20 protein-coding genes are annotated in these 25,825 nt (G+C 57.7%); 6 read left to right on the forward strand and 14 right to left on the reverse strand.

Going from position 1 to position 25,825, the window contains the following annotated elements; genetic code table 11:
- Positions 1-152: 152 nt before the first annotated feature.
- The 4 genes from lolB (at position 153) to dauA (ending at position 4,507) form a co-directional block, all read left to right on the forward strand.
- Positions 153-764, forward strand: coding sequence for a lipoprotein insertase outer membrane protein LolB (lolB, locus tag ACWKXN_RS10355; RefSeq protein WP_454543750.1), 612 nt, complete (start codon positions 153-155; stop codon positions 762-764).
- Positions 761-1,630 (forward strand): 4-(cytidine 5'-diphospho)-2-C-methyl-D-erythritol kinase, encoded by an 870-nt coding sequence (gene ispE, locus ACWKXN_RS10360; RefSeq protein WP_454543751.1) that lies wholly within the window; start codon positions 761-763, stop codon positions 1,628-1,630. The genes lolB and ispE overlap by 4 nt, the downstream gene beginning before the upstream one ends.
- A gap of 125 nt (positions 1,631-1,755) precedes the next feature.
- Entirely contained in the window at positions 1,756-2,703 is a 948-nt protein-coding gene (gene prs, locus ACWKXN_RS10365; RefSeq protein ID WP_003856663.1) for a ribose-phosphate diphosphokinase, read from the forward strand.
- Between the two features lie 124 nt (positions 2,704-2,827).
- Positions 2,828-4,507 (forward strand): C4-dicarboxylic acid transporter DauA, encoded by a 1,680-nt coding sequence (dauA, locus tag ACWKXN_RS10370; RefSeq protein WP_143346863.1) that lies wholly within the window; start codon positions 2,828-2,830, stop codon positions 4,505-4,507.
- On the opposite strand, the gene ACWKXN_RS10375 is transcribed toward dauA, so the two are convergent.
- Positions 4,493-5,551, reverse strand: a complete 1,059-nt coding sequence (locus tag ACWKXN_RS10375; RefSeq protein ID WP_094934682.1) for a MerR family transcriptional regulator — start codon at positions 5,549-5,551, stop codon at positions 4,493-4,495. The genes dauA and ACWKXN_RS10375 overlap by 15 nt on opposite strands.
- 121 nt (positions 5,552-5,672) lie before the next feature.
- Positions 5,673-5,948 carry a stress-induced protein YchH gene (ychH, locus tag ACWKXN_RS10380; RefSeq protein ID WP_023312132.1) on the reverse strand — a complete coding sequence of 92 codons (276 nt, stop codon included), beginning with the start codon at positions 5,946-5,948 and terminating at the stop codon, positions 5,673-5,675.
- A gap of 274 nt (positions 5,949-6,222) precedes the next feature.
- Here ychH and pth point away from each other — a divergent pair, with 274 nt between their 5' ends.
- Positions 6,223-6,807 carry an aminoacyl-tRNA hydrolase gene (gene pth / locus ACWKXN_RS10385; protein WP_023336005.1) on the forward strand — a complete coding sequence of 195 codons (585 nt, stop codon included), beginning with the start codon at positions 6,223-6,225 and terminating at the stop codon, positions 6,805-6,807.
- Positions 6,808-6,933: 126 nt separating this feature from the next.
- Positions 6,934-8,028: a redox-regulated ATPase YchF gene (gene ychF, locus ACWKXN_RS10390; protein ID WP_010432886.1), complete on the forward strand. Its 1,095-nt coding sequence runs from the start codon at positions 6,934-6,936 to the stop codon at positions 8,026-8,028.
- A gap of 58 nt (positions 8,029-8,086) precedes the next feature.
- Here the strand turns inward: ychF and ACWKXN_RS10395 are convergent, their stop codons facing one another.
- The 12 genes from ACWKXN_RS10395 to ACWKXN_RS10450 all read right to left on the reverse strand — a co-directional run bounded on the left by ACWKXN_RS10395 (position 8,087) and on the right by ACWKXN_RS10450 (position 25,824).
- Complete coding sequence (locus ACWKXN_RS10395) at positions 8,087-8,257, reverse strand: hypothetical protein (RefSeq protein ID WP_223997960.1); 171 nt, start codon at positions 8,255-8,257, stop codon at positions 8,087-8,089.
- 471 nt (positions 8,258-8,728) lie between these two features.
- Positions 8,729-9,211, reverse strand: coding sequence for an SMI1/KNR4 family protein (locus tag ACWKXN_RS10400; protein WP_454543752.1), 483 nt, complete (start codon positions 9,209-9,211; stop codon positions 8,729-8,731).
- A gap of 11 nt (positions 9,212-9,222) precedes the next feature.
- Positions 9,223-13,593 (reverse strand): RHS repeat-associated core domain-containing protein, encoded by a 4,371-nt coding sequence (locus ACWKXN_RS10405; RefSeq protein ID WP_454543753.1) that lies wholly within the window; start codon positions 13,591-13,593, stop codon positions 9,223-9,225.
- 3 nt (positions 13,594-13,596) lie between these two features.
- Complete coding sequence (locus tag ACWKXN_RS10410; RefSeq protein ID WP_301508996.1) at positions 13,597-14,037, reverse strand: DcrB-related protein; 441 nt, start codon at positions 14,035-14,037, stop codon at positions 13,597-13,599.
- 82 nt (positions 14,038-14,119) lie between these two features.
- A complete protein-coding gene (locus ACWKXN_RS10415; protein WP_039263597.1) occupies positions 14,120-14,818 on the reverse strand; it encodes a hypothetical protein in 699 nt (232 codons plus the stop codon).
- Positions 14,818-17,379 (reverse strand): type VI secretion system tip protein TssI/VgrG, encoded by a 2,562-nt coding sequence (gene tssI / locus ACWKXN_RS10420; protein ID WP_454543754.1) that lies wholly within the window; start codon positions 17,377-17,379, stop codon positions 14,818-14,820. Before tssI ends, ACWKXN_RS10415 begins: the two co-directional genes overlap by 1 nt.
- A gap of 65 nt (positions 17,380-17,444) precedes the next feature.
- Positions 17,445-18,863: a serine/threonine protein kinase gene (locus ACWKXN_RS10425; RefSeq protein WP_048980918.1), complete on the reverse strand. Its 1,419-nt coding sequence runs from the start codon at positions 18,861-18,863 to the stop codon at positions 17,445-17,447.
- Positions 18,864-18,887: 24 nt separating this feature from the next.
- Positions 18,888-21,503 (reverse strand): type VI secretion system ATPase TssH, encoded by a 2,616-nt coding sequence (gene tssH / locus ACWKXN_RS10430; protein ID WP_454543755.1) that lies wholly within the window; start codon positions 21,501-21,503, stop codon positions 18,888-18,890.
- A gap of 38 nt (positions 21,504-21,541) precedes the next feature.
- Complete coding sequence (tssG, locus tag ACWKXN_RS10435; RefSeq protein ID WP_454543756.1) at positions 21,542-22,585, reverse strand: type VI secretion system baseplate subunit TssG; 1,044 nt, start codon at positions 22,583-22,585, stop codon at positions 21,542-21,544.
- Complete coding sequence (gene tssF / locus ACWKXN_RS10440; RefSeq protein ID WP_454543757.1) at positions 22,582-24,453, reverse strand: type VI secretion system baseplate subunit TssF; 1,872 nt, start codon at positions 24,451-24,453, stop codon at positions 22,582-22,584. The genes tssG and tssF overlap by 4 nt, the downstream gene beginning before the upstream one ends.
- 2 nt (positions 24,454-24,455) lie before the next feature.
- Positions 24,456-25,019 carry a type VI secretion system baseplate subunit TssE gene (tssE, locus tag ACWKXN_RS10445; RefSeq protein ID WP_033145789.1) on the reverse strand — a complete coding sequence of 188 codons (564 nt, stop codon included), beginning with the start codon at positions 25,017-25,019 and terminating at the stop codon, positions 24,456-24,458.
- The gene (locus tag ACWKXN_RS10450) at positions 25,012-25,824 is read right to left on the reverse strand and encodes a type VI secretion system accessory protein TagJ (protein ID WP_454543758.1); all 813 of its coding nucleotides are present in this window, start codon (positions 25,822-25,824) and stop codon (positions 25,012-25,014) included. Before ACWKXN_RS10450 ends, tssE begins: the two co-directional genes overlap by 8 nt.
- Position 25,825: the final 1 nt, after the last annotated feature.

Raw genomic sequence — 25,825 nt, forward strand, 5'->3', positions numbered from 1 at the left:
ACAGGATGCGCGAGATCAATAAAAGGGACTGCCTCCTTTCGGAGTAATAGGTTACACAACCCTTTGAGATAATTTGAACGTAGACGGTAGCCCCCTTCGACGCTAGCATTAACAGTTATAACTGCAACGTATCTCAAGGATTTGTCCTCATTATGACCCGACTGATTCGCCTGCTGCCGCTGGCAGCACTGGTTCTGACCGCCTGTACCGTCACCCAACCAAAAGGCCCGGGCAAAAGCCCTGATTCACCGCAGTGGCGTCAGCACCAGCAGGACGTCCGTAATTTGAACCAGTACCAGACACGCGGCGCTTTCGCTTATCTCTCTGACGAACAAAAGGTTTATGCCCGCTTCTTCTGGCAGCAGACGGGGCAGGACAACTACCGCCTTCTGCTGCTGAACCCGCTGGGCAGCACCGAACTGGAGCTTATCGCGAAACCGGGTGAAGCGCAGATCACCGATAGCAAAGGCCAGCACTATACCGCAACCGATGCCGAAGAGATGATTGGCAAGCTGACCGGGATGCCTATCCCGCTCAACAGCCTGCGCCAGTGGATCCTTGGCCTGCCGGGTGAGGCAACTGACTACACCCTTGACGACCAGTACCGTCTGAGCCAGGTGAACTACACCCAGAACGGTAAAACCTGGAAAGTGGTGTACAGCGCCTATGACAGCAAGAGTAAACCGTCGCTGCCATCGAATATGGAACTGACCCAGGGCAGCCAGCGCATCAAGCTGAAAATGGACAACTGGATCGTTAAATGATGACCCACTGGCCCTCTCCGGCAAAGCTGAACCTGTTTTTATACATCACCGGCCAGCGTGCTGACGGTTATCACACCCTGCAGACGCTGTTTCAGTTTATTGACTATGGCGACACGATCTCTATTGAACTGCGCCAGGACGGGCAGATTTGCCTGCTAACGCCGGTCGAAGGCGTGGCGCATGAGGACAACCTGATCGTGCGCGCCGCGCGTCTGCTGATGAAAGCCGCGGCGGAATCGGGCCGTCTGCCCGTGGGAAGCGGTGCGGATATCCGTATCGAGAAACGCCTGCCGATGGGCGGCGGTCTGGGCGGCGGCTCATCCAACGCCGCCACCGTGCTGGTTGCGCTGAACCACCTCTGGGGCTGCGGGCTGTCGAAGGACGAACTGGCAGCCCTGGGCCTGACGCTGGGGGCGGATGTCCCGGTGTTTGTGCGCGGTCATGCGGCCTTTGCTGAAGGCGTGGGTGAGATCCTCTCCCCGGCTGAACCGCCGGAGAAGTGGTATCTGGTTGCCCATCCTGGCGTGAGCATTCCGACGCCGGTCATCTTTAAAGATCCTGACCTGAAAAGGAATACCCCGGTTCGGTCAATAGAAACGTTATTAAATTGTGAATTCAGCAACGATTGCGAGGATATCGCAAGAAAACGTTTTCGCGAGGTTGATGCGGTGCTTTCCTGGCTGTTAGAATACGCGCCGTCGCGCCTGACTGGTACAGGAGCCTGTGTCTTTGCTGAATTTGACACCGAATCCGCCGCTCGTCAGGTGCTTGAGCAAGCGCCGGTTTGGCTGCATGGTTTTGTAGCACACGGGATGAACACCTCCCCCCTACAGCAGACCATTCTGGCGCAGACTGAGTTTCGGTGACAACGTCACCCTGTTCCAGACGTTGCATCGCGCTCTTTAATACACCGCCTGGATAGCCTTCGCCTGGCCCGCACAGTTTGCGGCGAACGCTATCCACCACTGGACGCATGCCTGAGGTTCTTCTCGTGCCTGATATGAAGCTTTTTGCTGGTAACGCCACCCCGGAACTAGCACAACGTATTGCCAACCGCCTGTACACTTCCCTCGGCGACGCCGCCGTAGGTCGCTTTAGCGACGGCGAAGTCAGCGTACAAATTAACGAAAATGTACGCGGTGGTGATATTTTCATCATCCAGTCCACCTGTGCTCCAACAAACGACAACCTGATGGAATTGGTTGTTATGGTCGACGCCCTGCGTCGCGCTTCAGCAGGCCGTATCACTGCTGTAATCCCTTACTTCGGCTATGCCCGTCAGGACCGTCGCGTCCGTTCCGCACGTGTGCCAATCACCGCTAAAGTTGTCGCTGACTTCCTGTCCAGCGTCGGCGTTGACCGCGTACTGACCGTTGACCTGCACGCAGAGCAGATCCAGGGCTTCTTCGACGTCCCGGTTGATAACGTATTCGGCAGCCCAATCTTGCTGGAAGACATGCTGCAGCTGAACCTGGATAACCCAATCGTGGTTTCGCCGGACATCGGCGGCGTGGTACGTGCCCGTGCTATCGCTAAGCTGCTGAACGATACCGACATGGCGATCATCGACAAACGCCGTCCGCGCGCTAACGTTTCTCAGGTGATGCACATCATCGGTGACGTTGCTGGCCGTGACTGCGTGCTGGTTGACGACATGATCGATACCGGCGGCACGCTGTGTAAAGCAGCTGAAGCGCTGAAAGAGCGTGGTGCCAAGCGCGTATTCGCTTACGCGACTCACCCGATCTTCTCCGGTAACGCGGTAAACAACCTGCGCAACTCCGTCATTGACGAAGTGGTGGTATGCGATACCATCCCACTGAGCGACGAGATCAAAGCACTGCCAAACGTGCGCACGTTGACCCTGTCCGGGATGCTGGCCGAAGCGATTCGTCGTATCAGCAACGAAGAATCCATCTCAGCAATGTTCGAACACTAATCGAACACGGCCGAAAAACCCGCTGCGGCGGGTTTTTTTGTCTCCGGGTTTTATTTGTATGATTAATGCCTCCTTCACCTGCCATTCACATGACAGATGATGCGCATACGGATGATAGATAATTGTGAAAAACGTAACCTCCTCACATGTTCTGCCCTTTCGCGCCCTCATCGACGCCTGCTGGAAAGAGAAGTACACCTCGTCACGCTTTGTTCGTGACCTGATTGCCGGGATCACCGTCGGCATTATCGCCATCCCACTGGCGATGGCGCTGGCGATTGGCAGCGGCGTTGCGCCGCAGTACGGTCTGTACACCTCGGCCGTTGCCGGGATCGTCATTGCCCTGACGGGCGGCTCGCGCTTCAGCGTCTCCGGCCCGACCGCCGCCTTCGTGGTGATCCTCTACCCGGTTTCACAGCAGTTTGGTCTGGCAGGCCTGCTGGTCGCCACTCTGATGTCCGGCGTCTTTTTGATTCTGTTTGGTCTGGCCCGCTTTGGTCGCCTGATTGAATATATTCCCCTTTCCGTTACGCTGGGGTTCACATCGGGGATTGGTATTACCATCGGAACCATGCAGATCAAGGATTTCCTCGGCCTGCAGATGCCCCACGTACCGGAGCACTACCTGCAAAAAGTGGGGGCGCTGTTTATGGCGCTGCCGACGGCCAACCTGGGCGACGCCGCCATCGGGATTGTGACGCTGGGCACGCTGATCGTCTGGCCTCGCCTCGGTATTCGTCTGCCGGGCCATCTGCCCGCGCTGCTGCTGGGCTGCGCGGTGATGGCGATCGTCAATATGTTCGGTGGTCACGTCGCGACTATCGGCTCGCAGTTCCACTATGTTCTGGCGGACGGTTCACAGGGGAGCGGCATTCCGCAACTGCTACCGCAGCTGGTGCTGCCGTGGGACATGCCCGGCTCCAGCTTTACCCTAAGCTGGGATTCCCTGCGCGCCCTGCTTCCCGCCGCGTTCTCTATGGCAATGCTGGGGGCGATTGAATCCCTGCTCTGCGCCGTCGTTCTGGACGGCATGACCGGCACCAAGCACAAAGCCAACAGCGAACTGGTCGGTCAGGGATTAGGCAACCTCGTCGCGCCGTTCTTCGGCGGTATTACCGCAACGGCAGCCATCGCCCGTTCTGCGGCCAACGTGCGTGCGGGGGCAACCTCACCGGTTTCGGCGGTTATCCACTCCGTGCTGGTGATCCTCGCCCTGCTGATCCTCGCCCCGCTGCTCTCCTGGCTACCGCTTTCCGCCATGGCCGCCCTGCTGCTGATGGTGGCCTGGAACATGAGCGAGGCGCACAAGGTGGTGAACCTGCTTCGTCGCGCGCCGAAAGACGACATCATCGTGATGCTGATATGCATGTCGCTGACCGTGCTGTTCGATATGGTTATCGCCATCAGCGTCGGGATCGTGCTGGCTTCCCTGCTGTTTATGCGCCGCATCGCGCAGATGACGCGCCTTTCTCCGGTTAACGTCGAGGTGCCTGACGATGTGCTGGTGCTGCGCGTGATTGGCCCGCTGTTCTTCGCCGCGGCGGAAGGTCTATTCAGCGATCTGGAGTCCCGCATCGCGGGCAAACGAGTTGTGGTGCTGAAATGGGATGCCGTACCGGTGCTCGATGCAGGCGGCCTGGATGCCTTCCAGCGCTTTGTGAAACGTCTGCCGGAAGGCTGCGAGCTGCGGGTGAGTAACCTGGAGTTTCAGCCGCTGCGCACCATGGCGCGCGCGGGTGTACAGCCGATCCCTGGCCGACTCTCCTTCTACCCTAACCGTGAAGCCGCGTTAGCGGATCTGTGAGTTACCTGATGCAGAGAAACGTCTCTGCATCATCACCCCGATCGCCTGCTGGAGCCATGCAAGCACGGCAGGCGTCATCCAGGTTCCTTTCATCAGGTGCGGCTCCTGCTGCATGGCAGTACGAAACTTTTGCTGAGTTTCCGGGTTCTTGCCCGCGTAAGACTGGAACAATGCCAGCCAGTTTTCAGCCAGCTTTTGCGCCTCCTCACAGGCAGGATCGATATTTTCCCGCTGCGCCTGATGCAGTTTCGCCACCAGCGGCGGCCACTCCATCATGCGGTCAAAGTAGTGTGCCCGGGTAAAGGCCATCTCTTCGGCAGTGAGATACTTCTCCCATATGAAGAGCTTAGACTCAGCAAACGCGCGCGTGATGTAATCCGTCATCTCCGGCGTGATGCCGGTCTGCGCCTGCATCTGCGGTTCAACGCTGTGCATCTCGTTCAGCCGGGTGAGAAACTCCGGCTTGCCCGCCGTGTCCTGCTCAAGGCGCTCCATCCAGCGCGTCGCCAGATCCATCGCCCGGGCGTCAGTAGCGGGTATATGGTGCTCCAGCAGCGTGTTGGCCTCTGCAACCAGCCCTGACCAGATAGCCGCCAGCGCATCCTTCTGCACCGCAAACGGCAGCTGCTGTAACTCTTCTTTGCTAAACCAGCGATCGTACATATTCATTAACTCCAGAGTCTGTAGCCAGGATTCCAGATCCGGCGTCGCATCGTCGAGAAGCCCGGTTCGCAGCTCCACCAGCCGGTCGCGCAGCGTATGTATGCTGCGCAGCTGTTTATCCAGCAGCGTGATTTGCGCATCGAGTAACTCGGTTAACGACAGCGACTCCTGTTCCAGGAAATCCCTGATTTCAGCAAGTTCCAGCCCCGCTTTTGCCAGCGCCTGGATCATATGCAGACGCTGGACATCCGCCAGGTTGTAAAGCCGGTAACCTGCCGCGCTTCTGGCAGAAGGCAGCAACAACCCTGTTTGCTCATAGTGGTGCAATGTCCGCACGGTGATCCCGGCGCGTTTCGCCAGCTCACCCACCTGAATCAACATAACTGCTCCTTTTTCTTTGCCAGTGACGCCACTCTGGAGCCTTACGTTACGTGAGGGTCAACCCTTGATGCAAAAAAAAACGACTCCCTCGGGAGCCGTTTCGGCGTTCTTTATCGTAGCACTAGCTGTGCTTATGCTGATCGCGACGACAGCGTTTGTCGTAGTGGCGCACCCACCAGTATTTATCGCAGACTTCCTCATGGCCGCTCACGCGCGCCCCGGCGAGCCACAATACCGCACCAACGAAGATGCTCAATATCGCGCCGTGCGCGAAGTATTGCGGGAGGTCAATCTGAGGTAACTGGTTTAAAATGGAATAACCCACGCCGGCTACCATCACGAACAGCCCCAATCCCATCAGTACGTTACCGAGTAACGAAGCGTTTTTGCGTTTCATGTGTCACCTCCGGAACTTTGGGTTGTCAGGGGAAAAGCCCCTAATCCTTGTGTGTAAAGTATAGACAACGCCCCTTTTATGAGTTGCGTGAATGATCACAATTACAGATAAGTCCCAAACAAAAGTTTACAAATAAGGCTTTGAACAGCTTGAAATTCTAATGGTTCAAATCAGAAATTATTCGTATTTCGCTGGGAAGATCGCAGAATTTTGTCAAGCGGCGCGCCAGACAGTAAACTACGCGCCAGATCTGGAACCCATTAGGAATTGAATCGTGACGATTAAACTGATTGTCGGCCTCGCCAACCCCGGCGCAGAGTATGCGGCCACCCGCCACAACGCTGGGGCATGGTACGTCGATCTGCTGGCCGAGCGGTTACGTGCTCCCCTGCGTGAAGAACCTAAATTCTTCGGGTATACCTCACGTATCAACCTTGCTGGCGCGGATGTTCGTTTACTGGTGCCCACCACCTTTATGAATCTGAGTGGTAAAGCGGTGGCGGCAATGGCAACGTTTTATCGCATCAATCCGGATGAAATTCTGGTCGCACACGATGAGCTGGATCTCCCGCCCGGCGTGGCAAAATTCAAGCTTGGCGGCGGGCACGGCGGCCATAACGGTCTTAAAGACATCATCAGCAAGCTGGGCAATAACCCGAATTTCCACCGTTTGCGCGTTGGAATCGGCCATCCGGGCGATAAAAACAAAGTTGTCGGTTTCGTACTCGGTAAGCCCCCGGTTTCTGAGCAGAAACTGATTGACGAGGCGGTAGACGAAGCGGCGCGCTGCACTGAAATCTGGCTGAAAGATGGGTTAACCAAAGCGACAAACCGCTTACACGCTTTCAAAGCGCAATAATCCGCCCGATTCGGCTTTTTTACCGCGCGTCATGCGGGTTACGTGTATAATAGGCGTAGTTATTTACTTTTCATCAATCGGTTATCGTTAACGGATTGATTATCAAGATATTAAGGTGATTTAGAAATGGGATTCAAATGCGGTATCGTCGGTCTGCCAAACGTGGGCAAATCCACCCTGTTTAACGCGCTTACCAAAGCGGGTATCGAAGCGGCGAACTTCCCGTTCTGTACCATCGAACCTAACACCGGCGTTGTGCCAATGCCGGACCCGCGTCTGGACCAGCTCGCGGAAATCGTTAAGCCGCAGCGCATTCTGCCAACCACCATGGAATTCGTGGACATCGCGGGCCTGGTAAAAGGCGCGTCCAAAGGTGAAGGTCTGGGTAACCAGTTCCTGACCAACATTCGTGAAACCGAAGCGATCGGCCACGTTGTGCGCTGCTTCGAGAACGACAACATCATCCACGTTAACAACAAAGTGGATCCGGCTGACGACATCGACGTCATCAACACCGAGCTAGCGCTCTCTGACCTCGACACCTGCGAACGCGCTATTCACCGCGTGCAGAAGAAAGCCAAAGGCGGCGACAAGGACGCGAAAGCGGAACTGGCTGCGCTGGAAAAATGTCTGCCACAGCTTGAAAATGCGGGCATGCTGCGCGCGCTGAAAAACCTGACTGAAGAAGACAAAGCGGCGATCAAATACCTGAGCTTCCTGACCCTGAAGCCAACCATGTACATCGCCAACGTTAACGAAGACGGTTTTGAGAACAACCCGTACCTCGACAAAGTGCGTGAAATCGCAGCGGCTGAAGGTTCTGTGGTTGTGGCGGTTTGCGCTGCCGTTGAATCCGATATTGCTGAGCTGGACGACGCCGACCGTGAAGAGTTCATGGCCGAGCTGGGTCTGGAAGAGCCGGGACTGAACCGCGTGATCCGCGCAGGCTATGAGCTGCTGAACCTTCAGACCTACTTCACCGCTGGCGTGAAAGAAGTGCGTGCGTGGACCATTCCTGTAGGTGCGACTGCGCCTCAGGCGGCCGGTAAAATCCACACCGACTTCGAGAAAGGCTTTATTCGTGCGCAGACTATCGCGTTTGAAGACTTTATCACCTACAAGGGTGAGCAAGGCGCGAAAGAAGCAGGCAAGATGCGTGCGGAAGGGAAAGACTACATCGTTAAAGATGGCGATGTGATGAACTTCTTGTTTAACGTTTGAGTTGTTTTGAATGAAAAAAATCCACGCTTTGGCGTGGATTTTTTTTGCGCGTGATCTATCAATAGATAACGAGTTTACCCGCTGGCCAAGTACCTGACCACCCACAGGGCATATGCCCAGCTTCATAAACATTAATTAATCCGTCAAAAAAGAATGGCTCTTGAAGAAAATTACTATACGCATCTTCAAGCAAGTAATTCACAAGGTTCCATTTTAAGTTCTCAGTCATTGAGCCTTCCTCAGACTCCGGGAAGGTTATTTTTGGGATAATATTATTCTACACAACTTTCTTAGGTTCTTTGACTAAAGATTTCCAGCATTGATATTTGTTAGTCTCTTTTTTGCGAGATAACCCGTTATTTCATTAACTGCTTCCAGGTTGGTGCTCTCACATTCATAAGTTTTCAGCCATTTTATAAATAAGCTAAGAGACTGAGCCTAGATAACACCAGTGAGTGCCGTTGTCATACCAAGATTAACAAGTCAATTAATATTATTTATATATATGTTGCTAACTGGAATATTTTCATGTTTTAATGTAATTTATTTCACTTGGGATCCTAGGGATGTTCATACCACCAAGCGCCATGCTGTTTTATAATAAAACCCTATGATTTGTGTCACAGAGTTTTATTAACAATATGAATAGCAAAATAACAGCAATCGAATTAAATAAATCGATTAAATTCTTAAGTATTCTTTAAGAAAGATCCTCTTCTGCTACTAATCCGTTAACAAAGTTAGCAAATGAATTTGTCAGATATCTTTGAAGTTTTGTGTGATTCTCTTGCATAGTCAAATCCTCATCAAAAGAATCTGTAGCAAAATATACAATTGAGTAATTATCTAAATCCAGGCAGAAGAAATTGCCTCCCCAATCATTTGCGAAAGGAAGCAGGTTTTTAGGAATCACTTCCCTATCCACCATGCTGATATAGCAACCGTCAATTAAAGATCCAAGGGCATTATTTGTCTGACTATTATAAACAAATGGCTTAAACGCAGCCACCTCTATTGGCTCAAAATCTTCATCACCGTCCCACCAACTTTTCTCTGGGATGCCACCATTAAATTGCAGATAATGTGAAACGAAATCATCCGGAAGAGTAATAGATAATTTCTCTTTCGTTTTAGCAATATCTGCACGTCCAATCTTTTTTTCACAGTTACTGAAATGATTCATAGATTTATACCTCACTGGTGACAGTTTGCACGCAATTTTTTCGGGACACGCCCCTTCAACCAGCCTTTAGAATGAGAAACAGCAATGGCTTCTTGGGAACCATATTTTACGCCAAAATATTTCTCGAATTGTGAGACTGAGCCTTTATGTGGGAAAGTAGCTTCATGCGCAGAAGTTTTTACTAATTGCATTGTTGTCCTTCCTGTGGCTGGGTCAAAGTCATCGACATGATGCCATGTATATCCGGTTGCTTCGCTTTTAGAAATACCGGCTGCCTTGAAAGCCTCGGTGAAATCTCTATCTCGAGTTCCTTGCATTGTAATAGATACAATATTCTGTTTCGTTCCATTGGTAGGGAAAAGATCTGGACTTCCTGTAAAGTCAACTCCCTTTAATGCCAACCCCCACGGATCCACCCAACCCAGCGCGTTCGGCGCATACTGGTAAAGGTTAATCCCCCCCGCCAGTCCTATCGGGTCCTGCTGCGTAAACCGCCCGCAGTCAGGGTCGTAATACCGGAAGAGATTGTAGTGCAGCCCTGTCTCACGGTCCAGGTATTGCCCCTGCATGCGCAGGTTCTGAGAATATCCTGATACCTGCGTCTCGCTTTCCCGCAGCAGCTTGCCCCAGGCGCTGTTCACTCCTTCCCAGCGCACCTGCCCTTCGATATCCGTCATCCGCTCCGGCGTGCCGTTGGGCTGGCAGTGGAACCAGAAAATCTCCGGTGCATCCACGCCGTCAATACGCGCCAGCGGATCGTAGCTGTCCTGATCGCTGTAGACGTAGGTGAGCGGCACATCCCCGTGCACCTCCTGCAGCAGGCGGAACCCTTCCCAGACAAACCGGGTTGTGACCGGCTTGCCGGTTGGCTGTCCGCCCAGCATCTGGCGTCGCGTTTTGCTGATGCGTCGCCCGAGCGGATCGTAGCGGAAGCTGACCTGCGTCTGCGGTTTATTGCGGTCCCGCGGCTGGCTGATGACTTCCGTCAGGCGGTGTTCACCGTCGTAGCGGTAGTGCCAGCGGGTCTGGCCGTTATCCTTCTCCACGGTGCGGCCGTGGATGTCATAACGCCAGCGAATGCCGCTCAGCTGCGTCAGGCGGTTGTGCGTGACCTTCTCGGCAGCCCCTTCAAGCGGGTTACCGGCTGCATCCCAGCGCCACTGCTCCTGTCCGGGCAGCGTGCCGTCCTGAACGAGCAGGCGCCCGGCGCTGTCGTACTGCCAGCGGTACCAGCTGAACGGGTTATCGTCCCGCTCTTCACGCACCAGGTTATTTCGGTAGTCGTAATCCCAGCGTCGGGACCAGCGGCGCGGCGACGGGCGCTGCGCATTGCCGGTAAAGACGTCCCGGCGATGCAGTCGCCCAAGACGATCGTATTCGCTGCGGGTGGTCAGCAGCCCCTGAGTGCGGCTGGTCTCCCGGTGGAGTTCGTCGCGGGTAAAGTCGGAGACCGACAGCTTATCGAGAGCAATGCTGAGCAGATGCCCGCTGCCGTAGTAAAACTGCTTGAGCTCGCGGCCGTCGGGAAGCGTGATAGAGGTGCGGTTGCCCAGCGCGTCATACTCCCACGCCAGCTCGCCGTGCTCGCCCGCCTCGCGCGTCACGCGACCAAGCGCGTCATACTCAAAGGCCAGCTCCTGTTCTGCCGCGGTGGTCCACGCGTCGGCTGAAAGCGCAGGATGAAGCCCTATCCGGCTTAACAGCCCGGAGGGAGTGTAGTGGTAGCGTGTCTGCCCTTCCGGCGTGGTACGGGCGACCAGCTGGCCGCTCGCGCTCCAGGCGAAGGCATGGGTGATGGCCTCAGGATGACCGGCGGCAAACGTGCGTGCTATCGTGCGTCCGCAGGCGTCATAGCGATACTGCGAGGCTACGCCATCGAGCCCCACCTCTTCCAGCAGCAGCGAGTCCGCGCCCCAGCGGAACTGATACGCTTCGCCGTTTTCGTTTTCCAGGGCAATCAGACGCCCGCGGCTGTCCCAGCGGCGACGGACCTCTTCACCCTGGGTATTACGCGTTGCGGTTAAGCGTCCTGCCTCATCGTATCTGAACTCACTTTCCTTACCGTCGGCGCCCGCATGCTTCACCGGCAGGCCGCGTTCGTTCCATTTGAGCGATTCCGTCCAGCCTTCCGGGCGATCGAGCTGCACCGGACGCCCTGCGGCGTCGTAGCGATATCGCGTCTCTTCCCCGTCGGCGCCAGTCTCGGCCACCAGCCAGCCCAGCGGATGGTAGCGGTAGCGGGTAATACGCCCGGAACAGTCCGTCGAACGAACAATCTGCCCGGCCTCGTTGTACTCCTGGTAGCGGCTGTTTCCTGCGGCATCGACCTCTTCAACGACCTGGCCGAACTCGTCCCGGCGTAGCTGCGTGGTCTGCCCCATCGGGTCCACCACGCGCTTAAGACCGTGATGTTCGTCGTACCAGAACCGGGTGGCGCTGCCGTCGGCTTCGATAATGGCCGCAGGAAGCGCGCGGTGCTCCAGCCAGGCGGTGGTGCGGGTATTGCCGTCGGCGTCGATCTCCTGAACCCGGTTGCCCATTTCGTCGTAGACGAAGGTAACGGCATTGCCGAGCGGATCGATGCGGCGCGTCAGAAGCTCGTTCTCGTCCCACTCGTAGCGCCAGTTTTCACCGCGCTCGTCAACGTAGCGGACAATCAGATTCTGCGCGTTCCAGTAGTGGCGGCGCGTCTGGCCGTCGTAGTGCTCAACGGTCGTCAGCCCGGCGGCTAAATTGTAGCTAAAGCGGCACCCGTCGCCGGTGCTGGTGCGGTTTTCCACCACGCGCCAGTGATCGAATTTTTTCCAGCGGTATTCGCTCTCCAGACCGCCCGGCATCCGGTGCCAGACCATCAGCCCGTGCTCGTTATAGCGGTATTCACGCGTCACCACGCCGGAGGCATCCGTCGCGCTCGCCAGCTGGCCGCGCGCGTCGTAGCCCCACTGCATCAGCGGCCAGGTTTGACTACCGTCGAAATGGCTGGCAGCGGTAACGCGCTGCGGGAAACGTTCATCGTCATAGCGCAGGGTGACGTCTATCGCCCGCGGCTCGTCGTGAAGGCCGACCAGCCTGCCGTGCTCGTCCCACTCCGTCAGCAGCGCGTTGCCGTATTCGTCGCTGAGGGAGGCCAGACGCAGGATAGATGGATTCGCCCGGGTCGGTTTATACAGACGCCACACCGCGCCGTCATCGTCGGCAATCGCCACGTCGCCGCTCTCATTGCGGCGGATAATGATGCCTTCGCTGATGCTGTAAAACGCGCGGTCGACAGGCGGCAGCTCGAAGCTCAGCTCGCGCCCGGTTTCGTCGAACCAGGTGGCGTTGTTGTCTTCCAGCGCCAGATAGCTGTCAAAGGTGGTTGCCCAGCCCAGACCGAACAGCCCTTCCCGGGTGGTCAGGCTGTTATAGCTGCGCTGCCAGCGAAGCGGAAAGCGCCCCGGCAGCGAGAAATCGAGCTCGTCGTCGTCATTCAGCACCTTCACGCCGGTGGCGGCGTGAACCGGGTGCGAGGAGCCAAACACGGCATTCACCGCCATATCGGCCAGCATCCCGCCGCCGGCCGCCGCCAGCGCGCAGGGCATGTTTTTCAGGATCTTACCCGGACGCCCGCGCAGCAGGGAGAGTGCAATCATCCCCAGCGCCAGACCCGGCGTTTTACCGCTTTTGATATCGCGAACCGTGAGCGTGTCCCCGCCGATGATCACGTTCGGGGAGACGTCGTCGGAAACGGTGCCTTCGCAGGTGGTGCGATCTTTGGCACGCACCGCGGGCTGCCCGTTGATGAAGACGCTTTTAGAGCCTTCCGCCAGATACTGCGGCCCGGAGTGCTTTTCGCACGCCACCTTGTCCTCTTCCAGCGGCGAGGTTCCCGCGGCGGCAGAGGCCACGCTCGGCTGCCACATTTCGCTGCCAAACTGACCGGCGGCGGATAGCAGCATGCCCGCGTAATCGGCAAAGCTGCCCGGCGACTGCGGCTCGGGGGACGGTGTATCGGCGGGCGTCAGCGTGCCTGCCGCGCGCGCGGCTGGGATTGCGTTGGTGAGAACGTTACTGGAACCGGTGGTGATTTTACCCGCAGGCGACGGTGGAAAAAGCGCATTGCCTAATCCTTCCGCGGCGTTGCTGATATCGTCGGTGATCCCCGCCACGTTCGCCAGCACGCCGCCAATGATGCCGCTTAACAGACAGCTGGATCCAATTGCCGCTACGCCCGCTGCGGCCGCCCCTGCGCCCAGCAATGGCGCCGCTACGGTTGCAGCTGCGCCTACCGCCGCGCCGATCACCGCATAGGCGGCACCCTCCGCCACAATGCTGGTGATGTCAGCAAAAATGCTGGAGTGAATAATCTCGTCGCCCTTACGGGCCGCGTTGTTATCGCTCATGCCTTACACATTCCGGTTGTCGTTTAGCGTCAGACTCTGCCTAAGCGCGCTCCAGCGCACCTCGTCCTCTTCGGTGAATGCCCTGAGTGCCGAGAGGGTAAAAATCATCAATACTGGTTTGCCCGGCGTCTGCACGGCCAGCTGTTTTTGCCACAGGCGCTGCCCGTTACGGTCAAAGGTGGTTTCAACTTCCAGCCCGTTAATTTTTCCGTCAGGCCCGGCTTTTACGTTCCGGAATTCGCTCTGGGCAATTTCGCCCATCTGAGGACGCAGCACATCCCACTGGCGATGGAACTCTTGTTCATAGTCGCTGCCATCGGGGATAACGCCGCGGCTGACCACCACGGACAGCCCGCTTTCGTCATCGCGAATAATGTTCATGCTGTTATCCTGCCAGGCAGCAGGAAAAAGGGAAAACGAACCTTCCTGGAGGGTGTATTTCATAAGTGAACTCGGGATGATTAATATCAAGAACAGTGAAGGCAAAAATAAAGGCCAGAGAATACTGACCCTTTAGTAATAGATTCTACTTATTAACCCATTGACCTGGCTGATCAACTAAAATATCACCACCCTTACTGACTACCAATTTCAATGGGTTATAGGTAACCGTATAGGTAATTCCGCCATTTTTAAATAAGGAACCAATTACTTTTCCTGTCGCATCGTTTAAAGTCTTCCCATCTAAAGAAATTGTACTATTGTCACTTTTTCTAATTCCAAGGTAAAACATATCATTGCAGTCACTTTCAAATGAACCACATTTATTGACTAGAGTAATATTGAATTTATCGGTATCAAAAACTCTTTTTTCGGACACCGGCGACTTTAACACTTTTGTTAGTTTATAATACTGCGGAGCATAATATTCACCTTTCTGTGGCGGTGTAATTAAAGTCCAGATCATTTTATCACCAACAACTTCCAGTTTCGCACGTCCCTTTTCACCACCAAATGAAGAGGTAAATTCCACATTTGCTCGATTTTCAGCAATAACACCCTTTAGATTATTCTCATCATCTGAGGGACAGTCAATGCGGTTACCGTTTTGCGTAACATAACAATAACTACCATTCACATTTTGACCAGCTTGAGTTAATCGTAAAGTCAGTGTTGACTCATTTTTTTGTTCTCCGCCCCACTGACCAGAAAACATATCTTTAGCTATTGCATGACCACTATTAAAACCCGCAACCATCAATAACATTACTAATTTTATATTCATTACAAAGCCACCTGTGCACACCGATCAACTCGATTTAACCAACCTGTCAAAAACTTAGCATTTTTAGAGTTATTTACCACAAGATTCTCATAATATTCTTTACGAATGTCCGCTATTCTGGACGTAAGCTTCGCTGAGTCGCTTACGCTGTTCATTGCGTCTATAGTCTTAGGCCCTATTTTTCCATCTGCAATCAACTGCTGGCCGAACTCATTATTCAGCAATTTTTGGATTTGCTTACCGGCTCCGCCGGAGGTTATGGTCCAATCATAAGACATTAGTGCGAGTTTAGGATCATTAAGATTGTTAAATCCAGACGGCTCCCAGTAACGTTTACGGTAAATTGTCTCAGCTTGTTCATTGGTTAAATTTTTTAGGTTATCCAATGTGGGTTCAACACCAAGATCTTCCTTGGCATATTTCTGCCATGTTTTCCACGCAATTCCTTTATTGGTAGCCCCCCCAGCGTCGTTAGGGTCATTAACGTATCCGCCTTCATTTTGGAAAATAATAGGTGAAATCTTTGAAAACTTGTCCTCACTTTGAGTCGGTGTTGCTGAAGTGGCATTACTTACTGTAGCTTGAGGTGCTGGTTTCGTTGCAGACTGTGATGGCACAGGAGACGCTCCTGCCCCTTTCTTGCTTTGTTCAGGCGCAAAATACGCCTGCACTGCCGCATCAATATCCCCTTTATGCCCCGAACCCGGTGCCGTTGTGCCCGGCTTGGTGCCAGAGGTATTCAGATGCAGCTTACCGCCCGTGGTGATATACCCATCCCCTTCCACGAAGAAGTTAAACTCTTTGCCGATCAGGTTAATCTTGCCGTTCGCATTCAACTCAATGGCGCTTTCCCCTGAGACCAGCCGCAGCTTCGTCCCGGAAGCAATAACGTACTGCTCCACCGCCGCATCCAGCTTGCCTTTCCCCGTCAGGATCTCGGTTCCGCCTTTCACGGCCTGGGTTTGGTTCGCTTCCACGCGATGCAGTTCATTTTTCTTCACGTAATGGCTGCGCGCCCCGCCGACGCTGTGCGTTTCATCGTTCTTAACGCTGGTGTCCATGTTGCGCTCGGCCTGGATCCACACCTGCTCTGCGCCCGCTTTATCCTCAAATCGCAGGGCGTTAGCATTGTCGACGGAACCGTCTTTCGTGCGGCTCATAAAGCCCATCTGCGTCGCGGCGGCAGGCAGCGCCCACGGCGGCATGCTCGCGTCGTTGTACACGCGACCGGTAATAATCGGACGGTCCGGATCGCCGTTGATAAAGTCCACCACCACCTCGTCGCCGACGCGCGGGATCTGCACCCCGCCGTAGCCCTGGCCCGCCCACGCGCTCGACACGCGCACCCAGCAGGAGCTGGTGTCATCGCCTTTCGCCAGGCGGTCCCAGTGGAACTTCACCTTCACGCGACCGTATTTGTCCGTCCAGATACTCTCGCCCTTCGGCCCCACTACTTTCGCGGTCTGCGGGCCGTAGGTGCGCGGCCACGCCGTGGTCTGCGCCGGACGGTACACCACCGCCGACGGAATCACCGTGAAATCGGTGCGGTGAATGGTTTCACCCTCGCCGCTGGCGTAGCGGTTCTCTTCGAAGTGGTAACCCGCCGCCGTCACCAGATACTCGCCGTTGTCGCTGAAGAACGGCGCGTGGGTTAAGGTGAAGGTGTGCCCTGGCGCAATCCCCGCCGCCGTGGCGGTGGCCTGAATCTGCTGATGCTCAACCTGCCAGCGCTCCTGACGGATGCGGGCATAGAACTCCCCGTGCCCTTTGTCCACAAAGCGACCCGGCCAGTCGTACACGTCGATGCTGCCCGGCTTCGGCGACGCCGGGTTCTGCTGGGCCTGGAACAGCCACGCGTTCGGCTTGCGGAAGTCATAGTCGTCAAGGCTGTAAATCCCCGGCGTCACGCTGTCCTCCAGCGCCCACTGGCTGATGCCCTCTTCGTCCGTACTGCCGCCGGACGGCGTCTGGTGGTAAGGAATGACCTCATAGCCGCTGAACGGCTGATGCTGCGTGGCGGCGTCGGTGAGCACCAGGGTGTGTTTGTCCGCCTCGTGGCTGAAGTGATAGGCAATCCCCTCCAGCTCCATCAGGCGGCTGATGAAGTCCAGGCTCGACTCCTGATACTGCACGCAGTAGTCCCACACCCGGTAGCTGCCGGTGAGTTTATCCTCAACGTTAACCTGATGCTCGCCCAGCAGGGTTTTCACAATCTGCGGCACCGTCTGCCCCTGGAAGATACGCAGGTTACGGTCGCGCTTCATCGGCCACAGGTCCGGCTCAACCGTCAGCTGGTACACCGCATAGCGGGTGCCCGTCAGCTCGACGGCGCTGACCGCCACGCGGGTAATTTTGCCGTTAACATAGCGGGACGTCAGCAGGTTCTGCGTCGGGATGGTCACCGTGACCGGCTGGCCCAGCAGCTTGCTGCGGTCAATGCGCGCGTCCGTGCCGAGCACGGTCAGCGTCAGCGCGAACGACTCGGACATCGCCTCGCGGCCCGTCAGTTTCCAGAACAGAAGCCCCTCCACCGGGAGCTGAACGGTAATTCGGTTGAGCATAATCTTTATTCCATCTAGCTTATGCGATTCAGAAAAGAGGTTCGCATCTGTGACTGAGCGTAATTCTAAGGGTTCACCAGCCAGGTGCCCGGCTTGGTGATATCCAGCGTCTGGCCACGCGTTCTTCCGTTGCCCTGGAGTTCAATCTTCACCTCACCGGCCGGCAGCTTGAGCGATGCATAGCCGTTGGTCGCCGGACGCAGCGCTTTTGGCTCGCCGTTCACTTTCAGCGTTTCGCCGTCGAGGATGCGGATATAGACCAGCGCAACCGGGCTCTCCACAGGCGGCGGAGTCTGCTGGGCCGTCGCCTGCTCGTTAACCTTCGCCGTTTCCGGCTTCACGTCCGGCGCGTTTGCGGCGGTCTCAGTCGAACGCGTCTCTGCCGGTGCCTGTGCAGCCTGCTCGGGAGCATCGTTACCGCCGCTGAACAGCATCGCCCCGGCGACAACGCCCACCAGCACGCCTGCGGCAACCATGCCAGGGATCTTGTAGCGGCGCCAGTCGAGCAGCGAAGCCGGTTTTTCGTCTTCGACAGGAACCAGCATCGTGCCGGGCTTTTTCGCCGTCAGCACGTCGTTGATCCCTGCGACCGGCATCTCTATCAGCGCGGCGAACTCGTCGATGGACTGCGGACGGTCCTCCATGTGCAGCGCCAGCGCCCGGTCGATGGCCTGCAGCAGCGGAATGGAATAGCCCTGCGGCATGATTTCCACCAGCGGTTTGCAGGTATCCTGAATAGAGCGCACCACGCTGACCGGCGGCGGAGAACCCACAATCAGGGTACGCAGCACCGCGCCGAGGGCGTAAATATCCGTCCACGGGCCCTGCTCGCTTTCGTTGTCGTCGGTGTACTGCTCGATCGGCGCAAAGCCCGGGCGCAGCATGGTTTCCGTTTCATCGGAAAGGTTACCGATGGTGCGGCGCGCGGAGCCGAAATCAAGCAGCACCGGCAGGCCGTTATCCTGGATCTGAATGTTATCCAGCGAGATGTCGCGGTGCAGATAGCCTTCGTTGTGGATGGTCTTGATCGCACCGAACAGCATCGGCAGCGTGCGGCGGATCCAGGCCTCGTTGATCAGCTCCGGCTTTTCCTCGCGCAGGCGCGAAAGCGTGGTGCCGCTGTAAAACAGCGTCCCCATGTAGGCCGTGTCGTTTTGCACCCAGAAACGCAGGACGTGCAGCAGGTTCGGGTGGTTAAAGCGCGCCAGCAGACGCGCCTCCTGAATAAAGCTGTTCAGGCCTGCGGAAAACGCTTTGCCAAAACGCTCGCTGCGCAGCACCAGGGTCATGTCGTCGCCGCGCACGGCGAGCGAGGAAGGCATAAATTCTTTGATAGCGATAGTGCGTTCGAGCTGGTGATCCCACGCGCGATAGACGATGCCAAAACCGCCGCCGCCGATCACCTCTTTGATTTCAAACTCGTTGAAGCGGTACCCGACCGGGAGCGCGTTTGGGACAGTCCGATTGTTATCATTATCCGTCATCTTTTACAGTTCTCTTGATGATTATTACGCGGCAAACTGACAGTGAAACTCGCCCTGCTCGCAGGTGACGTGCAGACGTCGGTACTGCTCGTCGCTGCGGCTGGCGGTAAGTAAGATCTGGCTCATCTGAGGCAGCAAGGTGTTGGTCAGAATAGCATCCACCATGCGGCCGCCGGACTCCACCTCGGTACAGCGCTGAACAATCTGTTCCACCACGCTGTCGTCAAACTCAGAAATAATGCTTTGATTCTCTTCCAGACGACGCTGAATGCGCTTGAGCTGCAGGCGAACAATCTGCCCCAGCATCTCGTCGCTGAGCGGGTAGTACGGCACCACCAGCAGGCGGCCCAGCAGCGCCGGTGGGAAGACCTCCAGCAGCGGCTGGCGCAGGGCGCCGCTTAATGCATCAGGCTCCGGCATCAGCTCCGGATCGGCGCACATGGCGCTAATCAGGTCGGTGCCGACGTTGGAGGTCAGAATAATGATGGTGTTCCGGAAATCGATGTGGCGCCCCTCGCCGTCTTCCATCCAGCCTTTATCAAAGACCTGGAAGAAGATCTCGTGGACATCCGGGTGCGCTTTTTCAATTTCGTCCAGCAGCACCACGCTGTACGGGCGGCGGCGCACGGCCTCGGTCAACACGCCGCCTTCACCATACCCTACGTACCCCGGAGGTGCACCTTTTAAGGTGGAAACGGTGTGCGCTTCCTGGAACTCACTCATGTTGATGGTGATAACGTTCTGCTCGCCGCCGTAGAGGGATTCCGCGAGCGCCAGCGCGGTTTCGGTTTTACCGACCCCGGACGGGCCGCACAGCATAAAGACGCCCACCGGTTTGTTGGGATCGTCCAGCTTCGCCCGCGAGGTTTTCACGCGGCGGGCAATGAGATCCAGACCGTGACGCTGGCCGATAACGCGCTGGTTCAGCGTGTCGGCGAGGTTGAGTACCGCGTCGATCTCGTTTTTCACCATCCGGCCCAGCGGGATCCCGGTCCAGTCAGAGACCACCGCGGCAACCACGTTTTCATCCACCGCCGCAAACAGCAGCGGTTCATCACCCTGCAGGGCGTTCAGCGCCTGCTGCTGTTCCGCCAGCTGGCCGCGCAGCTCGGCGCTATCGTCATCGCCCGCCGCGAACAGCCCCGCGCGCAGGCGGATAATCTCCTGCACCAGGCTGCGCTCTTCTTCCCAGCGCTGGGCCAGGGCTTCGCGTTTTGTCTCATACGCGTCGCGTTCGGCGAGTAAAGCGGTTACGCGATCGGCGTCACCGGCTCCCACGCGCGCTTCGCGTTCAGCAATCTCAATTTCCACGTCCAGCGCGGCAAGGTGGCGCAGGCAGTCTTCCAGCTGCGCAGGGGGCGCGCTCTGGCTGACCGCGACGCGGGCGCAGGCGGTGTCGAGCAGCGCAACGGCTTTATCCGGCAGCTGACGCGCCGGGATGTAACGATGCGACAGCTTCACCGCCGCGCTGACCGCTTCGTCGAGCAGCAGCACCTGGTGGTGCGTCTCCAGCGGCGACACGGTGCTGCGCAGCATCAGAATGGCTTTCGCTTCGTCCGGCTCGTGTACCTGCACCGTCTGGAAACGACGGGTCAGCGCCGGATCTTTCTCGATGTATTTTTTGTATTCCGCCCAGGTGGTGGCGCCTATGGTGCGCAGCTGTCCGCGCGCCAGCGCGGGCTTCAGCAGGTTCGCCGCATCGCCGGTCCCCTGCTGGCCGCCTGCGCCAATCAGGGTGTGGATCTCATCGATAAACAGAATGATTGGCGTGGCGCTGGACTGGACTTCGTTAATGAGCGCCTGCAGACGGGCTTCAAACTCGCCTTTCATGCCTGCGCCTGCCTGCAGCATGCCGATATCCAGCAGCCACAGCTGAATATTTTGCAGCGGTTCCGGGACGTCGCCCTCGGCGATACGCAGCGCCAGCCCTTCAACGACGGCCGTTTTCCCGACCCCGGCTTCCCCGGTCAGCAGCGGGTTGTTCTGGCGGCGACGCATCAGGATATCCACCATCTGGCGGATCTCCTCGTCGCGCCCGACAACCGGGTCAATCTTCCCGTCGCGGGCGCGGGCGGTCAGATCCTGGCCGTACTGGGCCAGCGTCCCCTGCGCCGCCGGTACCGTACCCGCCGGTGCGTCTGCGGCGGCAGCGGCCTGCTGCGTCTCTTTGCTGTTGGCGCAAATCGCGTCGAACTGCTCAATCAGCACCTCGACGTTAAGGCGGGTGAACTGCGACGAAATGCTTTTCAGCACGTTGGCGAGGTTCCAGGTTTTAAGCATGCCGATCAGCAAATGGCCGCCGCGAATACGGCTGACGCCAAACTTCAGCGAGCCGAAGACCCAGGCGCGCTCCACGGCGCTGTCAATGTGTTCGGAGAGATCGGAAACGGAACTCGCCCCGCGCGGAAGGACATCCAGCGCCGCCACGATATCGCGCGTCAGCTGCTGTTCATCAAGGGCAAAGTGGCGGATGAGCTGCTGCAGATCGCCATCCTGCTGATGCATCAGCTGATGCAGCCAGTGCACCAGCTCAACGTACGGGTTGCCGCGCAGCTTGCAGAACGCAGTGGCGCTTTCCAGAGAGGTAAATAACAGCGTATCCAGTTTGCCGAAAAGCACGGCACGGCTAATTTCTGACATGTTAGTTTCCATTAACAATGATTCGGTATACGGAAGGATTACCGCTCTGCGCGATACACCAGATCGCCACGCGGGACAGGCTGCGGCTGAAGGCCCAGCCAGGTGTTATAGCCTAATCGCCCATTGCTGCCGAGCGTGGTGCCCTGCACCGCGTCTTCACGCAGGATCACCCGCGTTTCCCATTCAAACTCCACCCCGGCGTACTGACGCACCCAGTCGCGCAGCTCGGTGACCCACGCTTCACCCGGCAGAAAACGGTTGTACTCCTCCGCGCTCAGCGGGCCAATTTCGATGCGAAACTTATGCTGCACGTCGCGGACGGCAACGCCGAGAAAGGCGGATTCCCCCATGCGCGGCATGCGGCGCCCTGCTCCCAGCTGCGCCTGCTCGCGCGTGGAAAGCGGCATCCACTGCGGCACGTTGCTCACCAGCTTAACCGGCGCTTTAAAATAGTTGCGCAGGATCTTCTCCAGCCCCTCCGGATCCCGCCCGTGACGGGTCAGGTGCCCGGCGTGGGTAAAGCGGGCATGCGAGCTCAGGCTGCCTTTGTTCATCTGTCCCGGCTGGCCCATGCCAATCAGCGATGCCAGATACCCCTCAAAGCGCCTGTTATCAGCGCGATCGAGGGAGACGGTGGGTTGCGCATCCGCCCAGGCGCGGTAAAACAGCAGCGCAAGGCGGTGATGGAACAGGTCGGCAAACGCGCTGAGGCTGGCGTCCTGATGATGATAAATTCGCTCGCGGGCGTATTCGGTCATATGGACCGGCAGCGGGCCGTTCGGGCCAAACAGGCCGAAACTGAGGATAGACACCTCGTGCAGCCCGCTTTCCTCCCGCTGGCGGACCTGAGCCAGCGTCGACGGTGCAAAACTCATCGACGGCTGCTGGCCGATGCGCAGCGGCTCAAATTTCGGCAGCGGCGCGCGTCCCAGCGGGTAGCGCTCGCCGCCCTGGGCATCAATGCGCCTTAGCAGCTGAAACAGATCGTAGCGCCAGGGCGTCTCGCGAACCCCTTGCCAGAACGCGTCCGGCAGCCGGGTCAGGCGATGCACGCGCAGCGGTGCAGTGGCAGCGTCACTCATATCAGCGCCCTTTTACCCATGCGCGGCGCCCAGTAGCCAATCTCGCCGCGCTGCTGACTTTTCAGGGTGAACTCCGTAAAGCTGTTGATGGACACCAGGCGGGCAAAGAGACGTTCCATCACGCTGCCAAAAAGCCACGGACTGGCGCCGGAAAAGGCACGCTCATCGACCGTCAGGGTGATGCCGATCCCGCGGGCGAAAACGACCGGGCCGGGTTCAGGCACGCGGCGGTGAACCGGCTCCAGCACGCAGTGGCGTACCCCCTCCACCTGGCGCGCAACGGGCGTTTCTGCCAGGTTGGCGTACAGCCCTAACAGCTGGCGCAGCGCGGCCGCGCCGTCTTCGTTTTCGCTGTCCATCAGGCTGAGGTAGTTCATCTGCAGCTGGCTGATGAGCCGCCAGGTGCTGAACCCTTCCGCCAGCGCCGGACGCGGCGGCGTCGGGCCTTTACGCAGGGTGAGGGATTTCACCGGCATGGAGTCGGCCATAATGAACTGCCCGAGCTCCTGCTGCAGCATCAGCGGCAGGTCGCGGCTGGTGCAGAGCACCTTGGCAGAGATATAGCGCAGGTTTTCCTGCCACGGCGCGTGCTGTTCATCCACCAGCGAAACAAACACCTCCGAGCCGATATAGCCGGTGCGCGTGCCGTAGCGCAGGGCGTGCTCGGACAGCACGCGCTGTTCGCGGCGCAGGGAAAAATAGGCCCCGTAGTTGCCCGCATCGCCGCTCCAGGTGCTCCAGAATGGACGAAACGTCTGGTCATCGCGCTGGCCGTCCGCGCTGCCATAGATTTTTTTGACCGTGTAAATTTCATAATCCAGCGGACGGATATTATCGACCACCAGATGGTATTCATGCTGGCCTTCATTCAGCTTCTGACGCGCCGCGACCTTTGGGAACAGGTTGATGACCGGCGTACAGTGCAGCGCCAGATGGCTGGCATCAACCACGCGCTCCAGCTGTTCATCCGACTTATCCAGCAGAATGAAGATGTCGAAGGCTTTTTCGCCTTCACAGCGCTCGATAAGCTTGCCCAGACCGCTCAGGCTAATGAAGCGGAAACGGGCCGGAAAGGCGAAATACTCCTGCAGCAGGCGATAGCCATCAAAGTTGCGCAGATCGTCCGGAAGCAGGGCCTGGTCAGGCTCAAAGCCTTCCTGGCGCAGCGCGTCCGACGCCAGCAGCTGTCGCTGCGGCTGCGGGCTGACCGTCTGGCAGACGATCCCGGCGTGATGCTCCATCACCAGCTCCAGCAGCTTCAGCGCTTCAATATCCGGACCGCCGAGGAAAAATTCCAGACGGTCGAAATCCAGGTGCCCGAGGTTTTGCGGGCCGTCGCAGGCGATGCGGATCCGCAAGGCGCTGCCGATCCCCCGCTGGCTCAGCCCCAGCTGCGCGAGCGGCAGATCGGCGGGCACGCCGCCCAGCTCGACCTTGTCGATTTTCAGCGGCAGCAGGTTGACCTCGTGCGCCGTGGTATAGCTGCAGGTCACGCCGGTTTTTTTCAGCGCCAGGCTGTCCATCATGGTACCGCGCGGCACGATAAAGCCCTTGCTCAGGTCGCCCCGGCTGCTGTCGGGCTCAATCTCCGCAATCGCCATCGACGGCGTGGGCGCGAGATAGTTAGGCGCAATCATCTCCAGCAGACGCTGGGAGAAGCGCGGAAACTCCGCGTCCATTTTCATCTGCACGCGTGAGGTCAGGAAGGCGAAGCCCTCCATCAGACGTTCGGTATACGGGTCCGCCACTTCGATGCCGCGCATGCCCAGCCGTCCGGCGACCTTAGGATAGCGTTCGGCAAACTCGGCCCCCATTTCGCGCAGGTAGGCCAGCTCGCGGTTGTAATATTCGAGCAGTTTACTTTCCATGATTACCCCGCATCTTTCAGTTCAAAATGGCCGTTTTCCAGATCGACATCGGTACGAAACAGAAACTCCAGCGGGTACGGCACACACCATAAACGCCCTTTGATCTCGATGGAGAGCACGTTGTGCAGATCCAGCGAGGAGGTATCCGACACGCAGCGGACCTGCAGCCCCTGCGGTAAAATGCGCGGCTCAAAATTGATGATGGCCTCGGTGAGCTTGCGCTGAATGTCGTGCCATTCGATATCCGACATTCTTTTCCCGGCCAGCGGCGCGACGCCGAAGTTGACCACCGAGCGCTTCACGTGCGGCAAGGCGCTCAAATCGCCGGAGGCATCGTGGTTGATGGTGTTAAACAGCCACTGCAGATCGCGCAGGACGTTGCGGCGCAGGGCGGCGTGGGTGATCAGATTGCTGTTGGCCGACTCGCGCTTTTTTTCCGGCTCATTATCGGTGAGACGATCCAGCAGCGAGGGCTGCATTTTGTCGCGCGCCCCCACCTTCTCCTGCTTGCTGCGGGCTTGCCAGCCGCTGCGCAGCAGATCGCCTTCGCCAGCGGGATTACTCATCGGCTCCATCCGTCGCAAACGTCACGAGGCTTAAGGACAGCAGCGGGTATTCGCTTTGCTCGCTCAGCCAGGCCTTCTGGCCCCTGCCTTCGTAAAGAGTGCCGTCTTCGTCGAGCGGCTGCCATTCGGTGGTGCGGCCCAGCCTGACCGCATCAGTGGCATCGGCAGCAAACGGGTAACGCGCCGGGATCTGACACACCTGCTCCGTACCGTCGGTCAGGCGCACCAGCGCGTGACGCCAGACCAGATCGGTCACGCTGGCGGGCGCCTGGAAACGGATCTCCGCGATGGCGCTGAACGGCAGCCAGAAATAACGGCCGTTCACGATGGTTTCGCAGACCGGGCCGAGACGGGCATCGCCGTCCATCAGCCAGTCAAACGCCTGCGTCTCCTCGTTTTCGAGGATAATCTGGCCGGGGGTGGCCTCAGCCCGATCGAGGGCCTCCAGACGCAGCGCCCGGGCGCGCTCGCCCTCCTCGCTCAGCGCCGCGGCCAGGGTCGTCAGCCACGGCCACTGGGCTTCAGGCATAGCCGGACGCGCCTCTCCCGCCATCACCTGCGCGCGCTGCAGCTCACCCTGAATGGATTGCTCCAGCAGCGTGACGGTGGGCTTCGCCTGAGGCTTCAGCGCCAGCCAGCTTTTCAGCTGGGTCAGCGCGCGCGTCCAGTTGCCGCTGAGGGTTAAAAACTGCACGAACGCGGCGCGGAGGTCGGCATCCGCCGGACGGGCTTTGATTTCAGCTTCAAGGCGCGCCAGCGCGTCGCTGAGCGACTCGCCCGCCAGGTGTTGATAGAGCGTATTCATA

The sequence above is a fragment of the Enterobacter sp. UPMP2060 genome, assembly GCF_053709655.1.

What these genes read in the sequence shown, in the direction of transcription:
- lolB (WP_454543750.1), top strand. Translation starts at nt 153, where the DNA reads ATGACCCGACTGATTCGCCTGCTGCCGCTGGCAGCACTGGTTCTGACC.
- ACWKXN_RS10395 (WP_223997960.1), bottom strand. Translation starts at nt 8,257, where the DNA reads ATGACTGAGAACTTAAAATGGAACCTTGTGAATTACTTGCTTGAAGAT.
- ACWKXN_RS10415 (WP_039263597.1), bottom strand. Translation starts at nt 14,818, where the DNA reads ATGAATATAAAATTAGTAATGTTATTGATGGTTGCGGGTTTTAATAGT.
- tssI (WP_454543754.1), bottom strand. Translation starts at nt 17,379, where the DNA reads ATGCTCAACCGAATTACCGTTCAGCTCCCGGTGGAGGGGCTTCTGTTC.
- ychH (WP_023312132.1), bottom strand. Translation starts at nt 5,948, where the DNA reads ATGAAACGCAAAAACGCTTCGTTACTCGGTAACGTACTGATGGGATTG.
- ACWKXN_RS10400 (WP_454543752.1), bottom strand. Translation starts at nt 9,211, where the DNA reads ATGAATCATTTCAGTAACTGTGAAAAAAAGATTGGACGTGCAGATATT.
- tssE (WP_033145789.1), bottom strand. Translation starts at nt 25,019, where the DNA reads ATGAGTAATCCCGCTGGCGAAGGCGATCTGCTGCGCAGCGGCTGGCAA.
- ACWKXN_RS10450 (WP_454543758.1), bottom strand. Translation starts at nt 25,824, where the DNA reads ATGAATACGCTCTATCAACACCTGGCGGGCGAGTCGCTCAGCGACGCG.
- tssG (WP_454543756.1), bottom strand. Translation starts at nt 22,585, where the DNA reads ATGAGTGACGCTGCCACTGCACCGCTGCGCGTGCATCGCCTGACCCGG.
- ACWKXN_RS10375 (WP_094934682.1), bottom strand. Translation starts at nt 5,551, where the DNA reads ATGTTGATTCAGGTGGGTGAGCTGGCGAAACGCGCCGGGATCACCGTG.
- ACWKXN_RS10405 (WP_454543753.1), bottom strand. Translation starts at nt 13,593, where the DNA reads ATGAGCGATAACAACGCGGCCCGTAAGGGCGACGAGATTATTCACTCC.
- ychF (WP_010432886.1), top strand. Translation starts at nt 6,934, where the DNA reads ATGGGATTCAAATGCGGTATCGTCGGTCTGCCAAACGTGGGCAAATCC.
- tssH (WP_454543755.1), bottom strand. Translation starts at nt 21,503, where the DNA reads ATGTCAGAAATTAGCCGTGCCGTGCTTTTCGGCAAACTGGATACGCTG.
- ispE (WP_454543751.1), top strand. Translation starts at nt 761, where the DNA reads ATGATGACCCACTGGCCCTCTCCGGCAAAGCTGAACCTGTTTTTATAC.
- ACWKXN_RS10425 (WP_048980918.1), bottom strand. Translation starts at nt 18,863, where the DNA reads ATGACGGATAATGATAACAATCGGACTGTCCCAAACGCGCTCCCGGTC.
- tssF (WP_454543757.1), bottom strand. Translation starts at nt 24,453, where the DNA reads ATGGAAAGTAAACTGCTCGAATATTACAACCGCGAGCTGGCCTACCTG.
- ACWKXN_RS10410 (WP_301508996.1), bottom strand. Translation starts at nt 14,037, where the DNA reads ATGAAATACACCCTCCAGGAAGGTTCGTTTTCCCTTTTTCCTGCTGCC.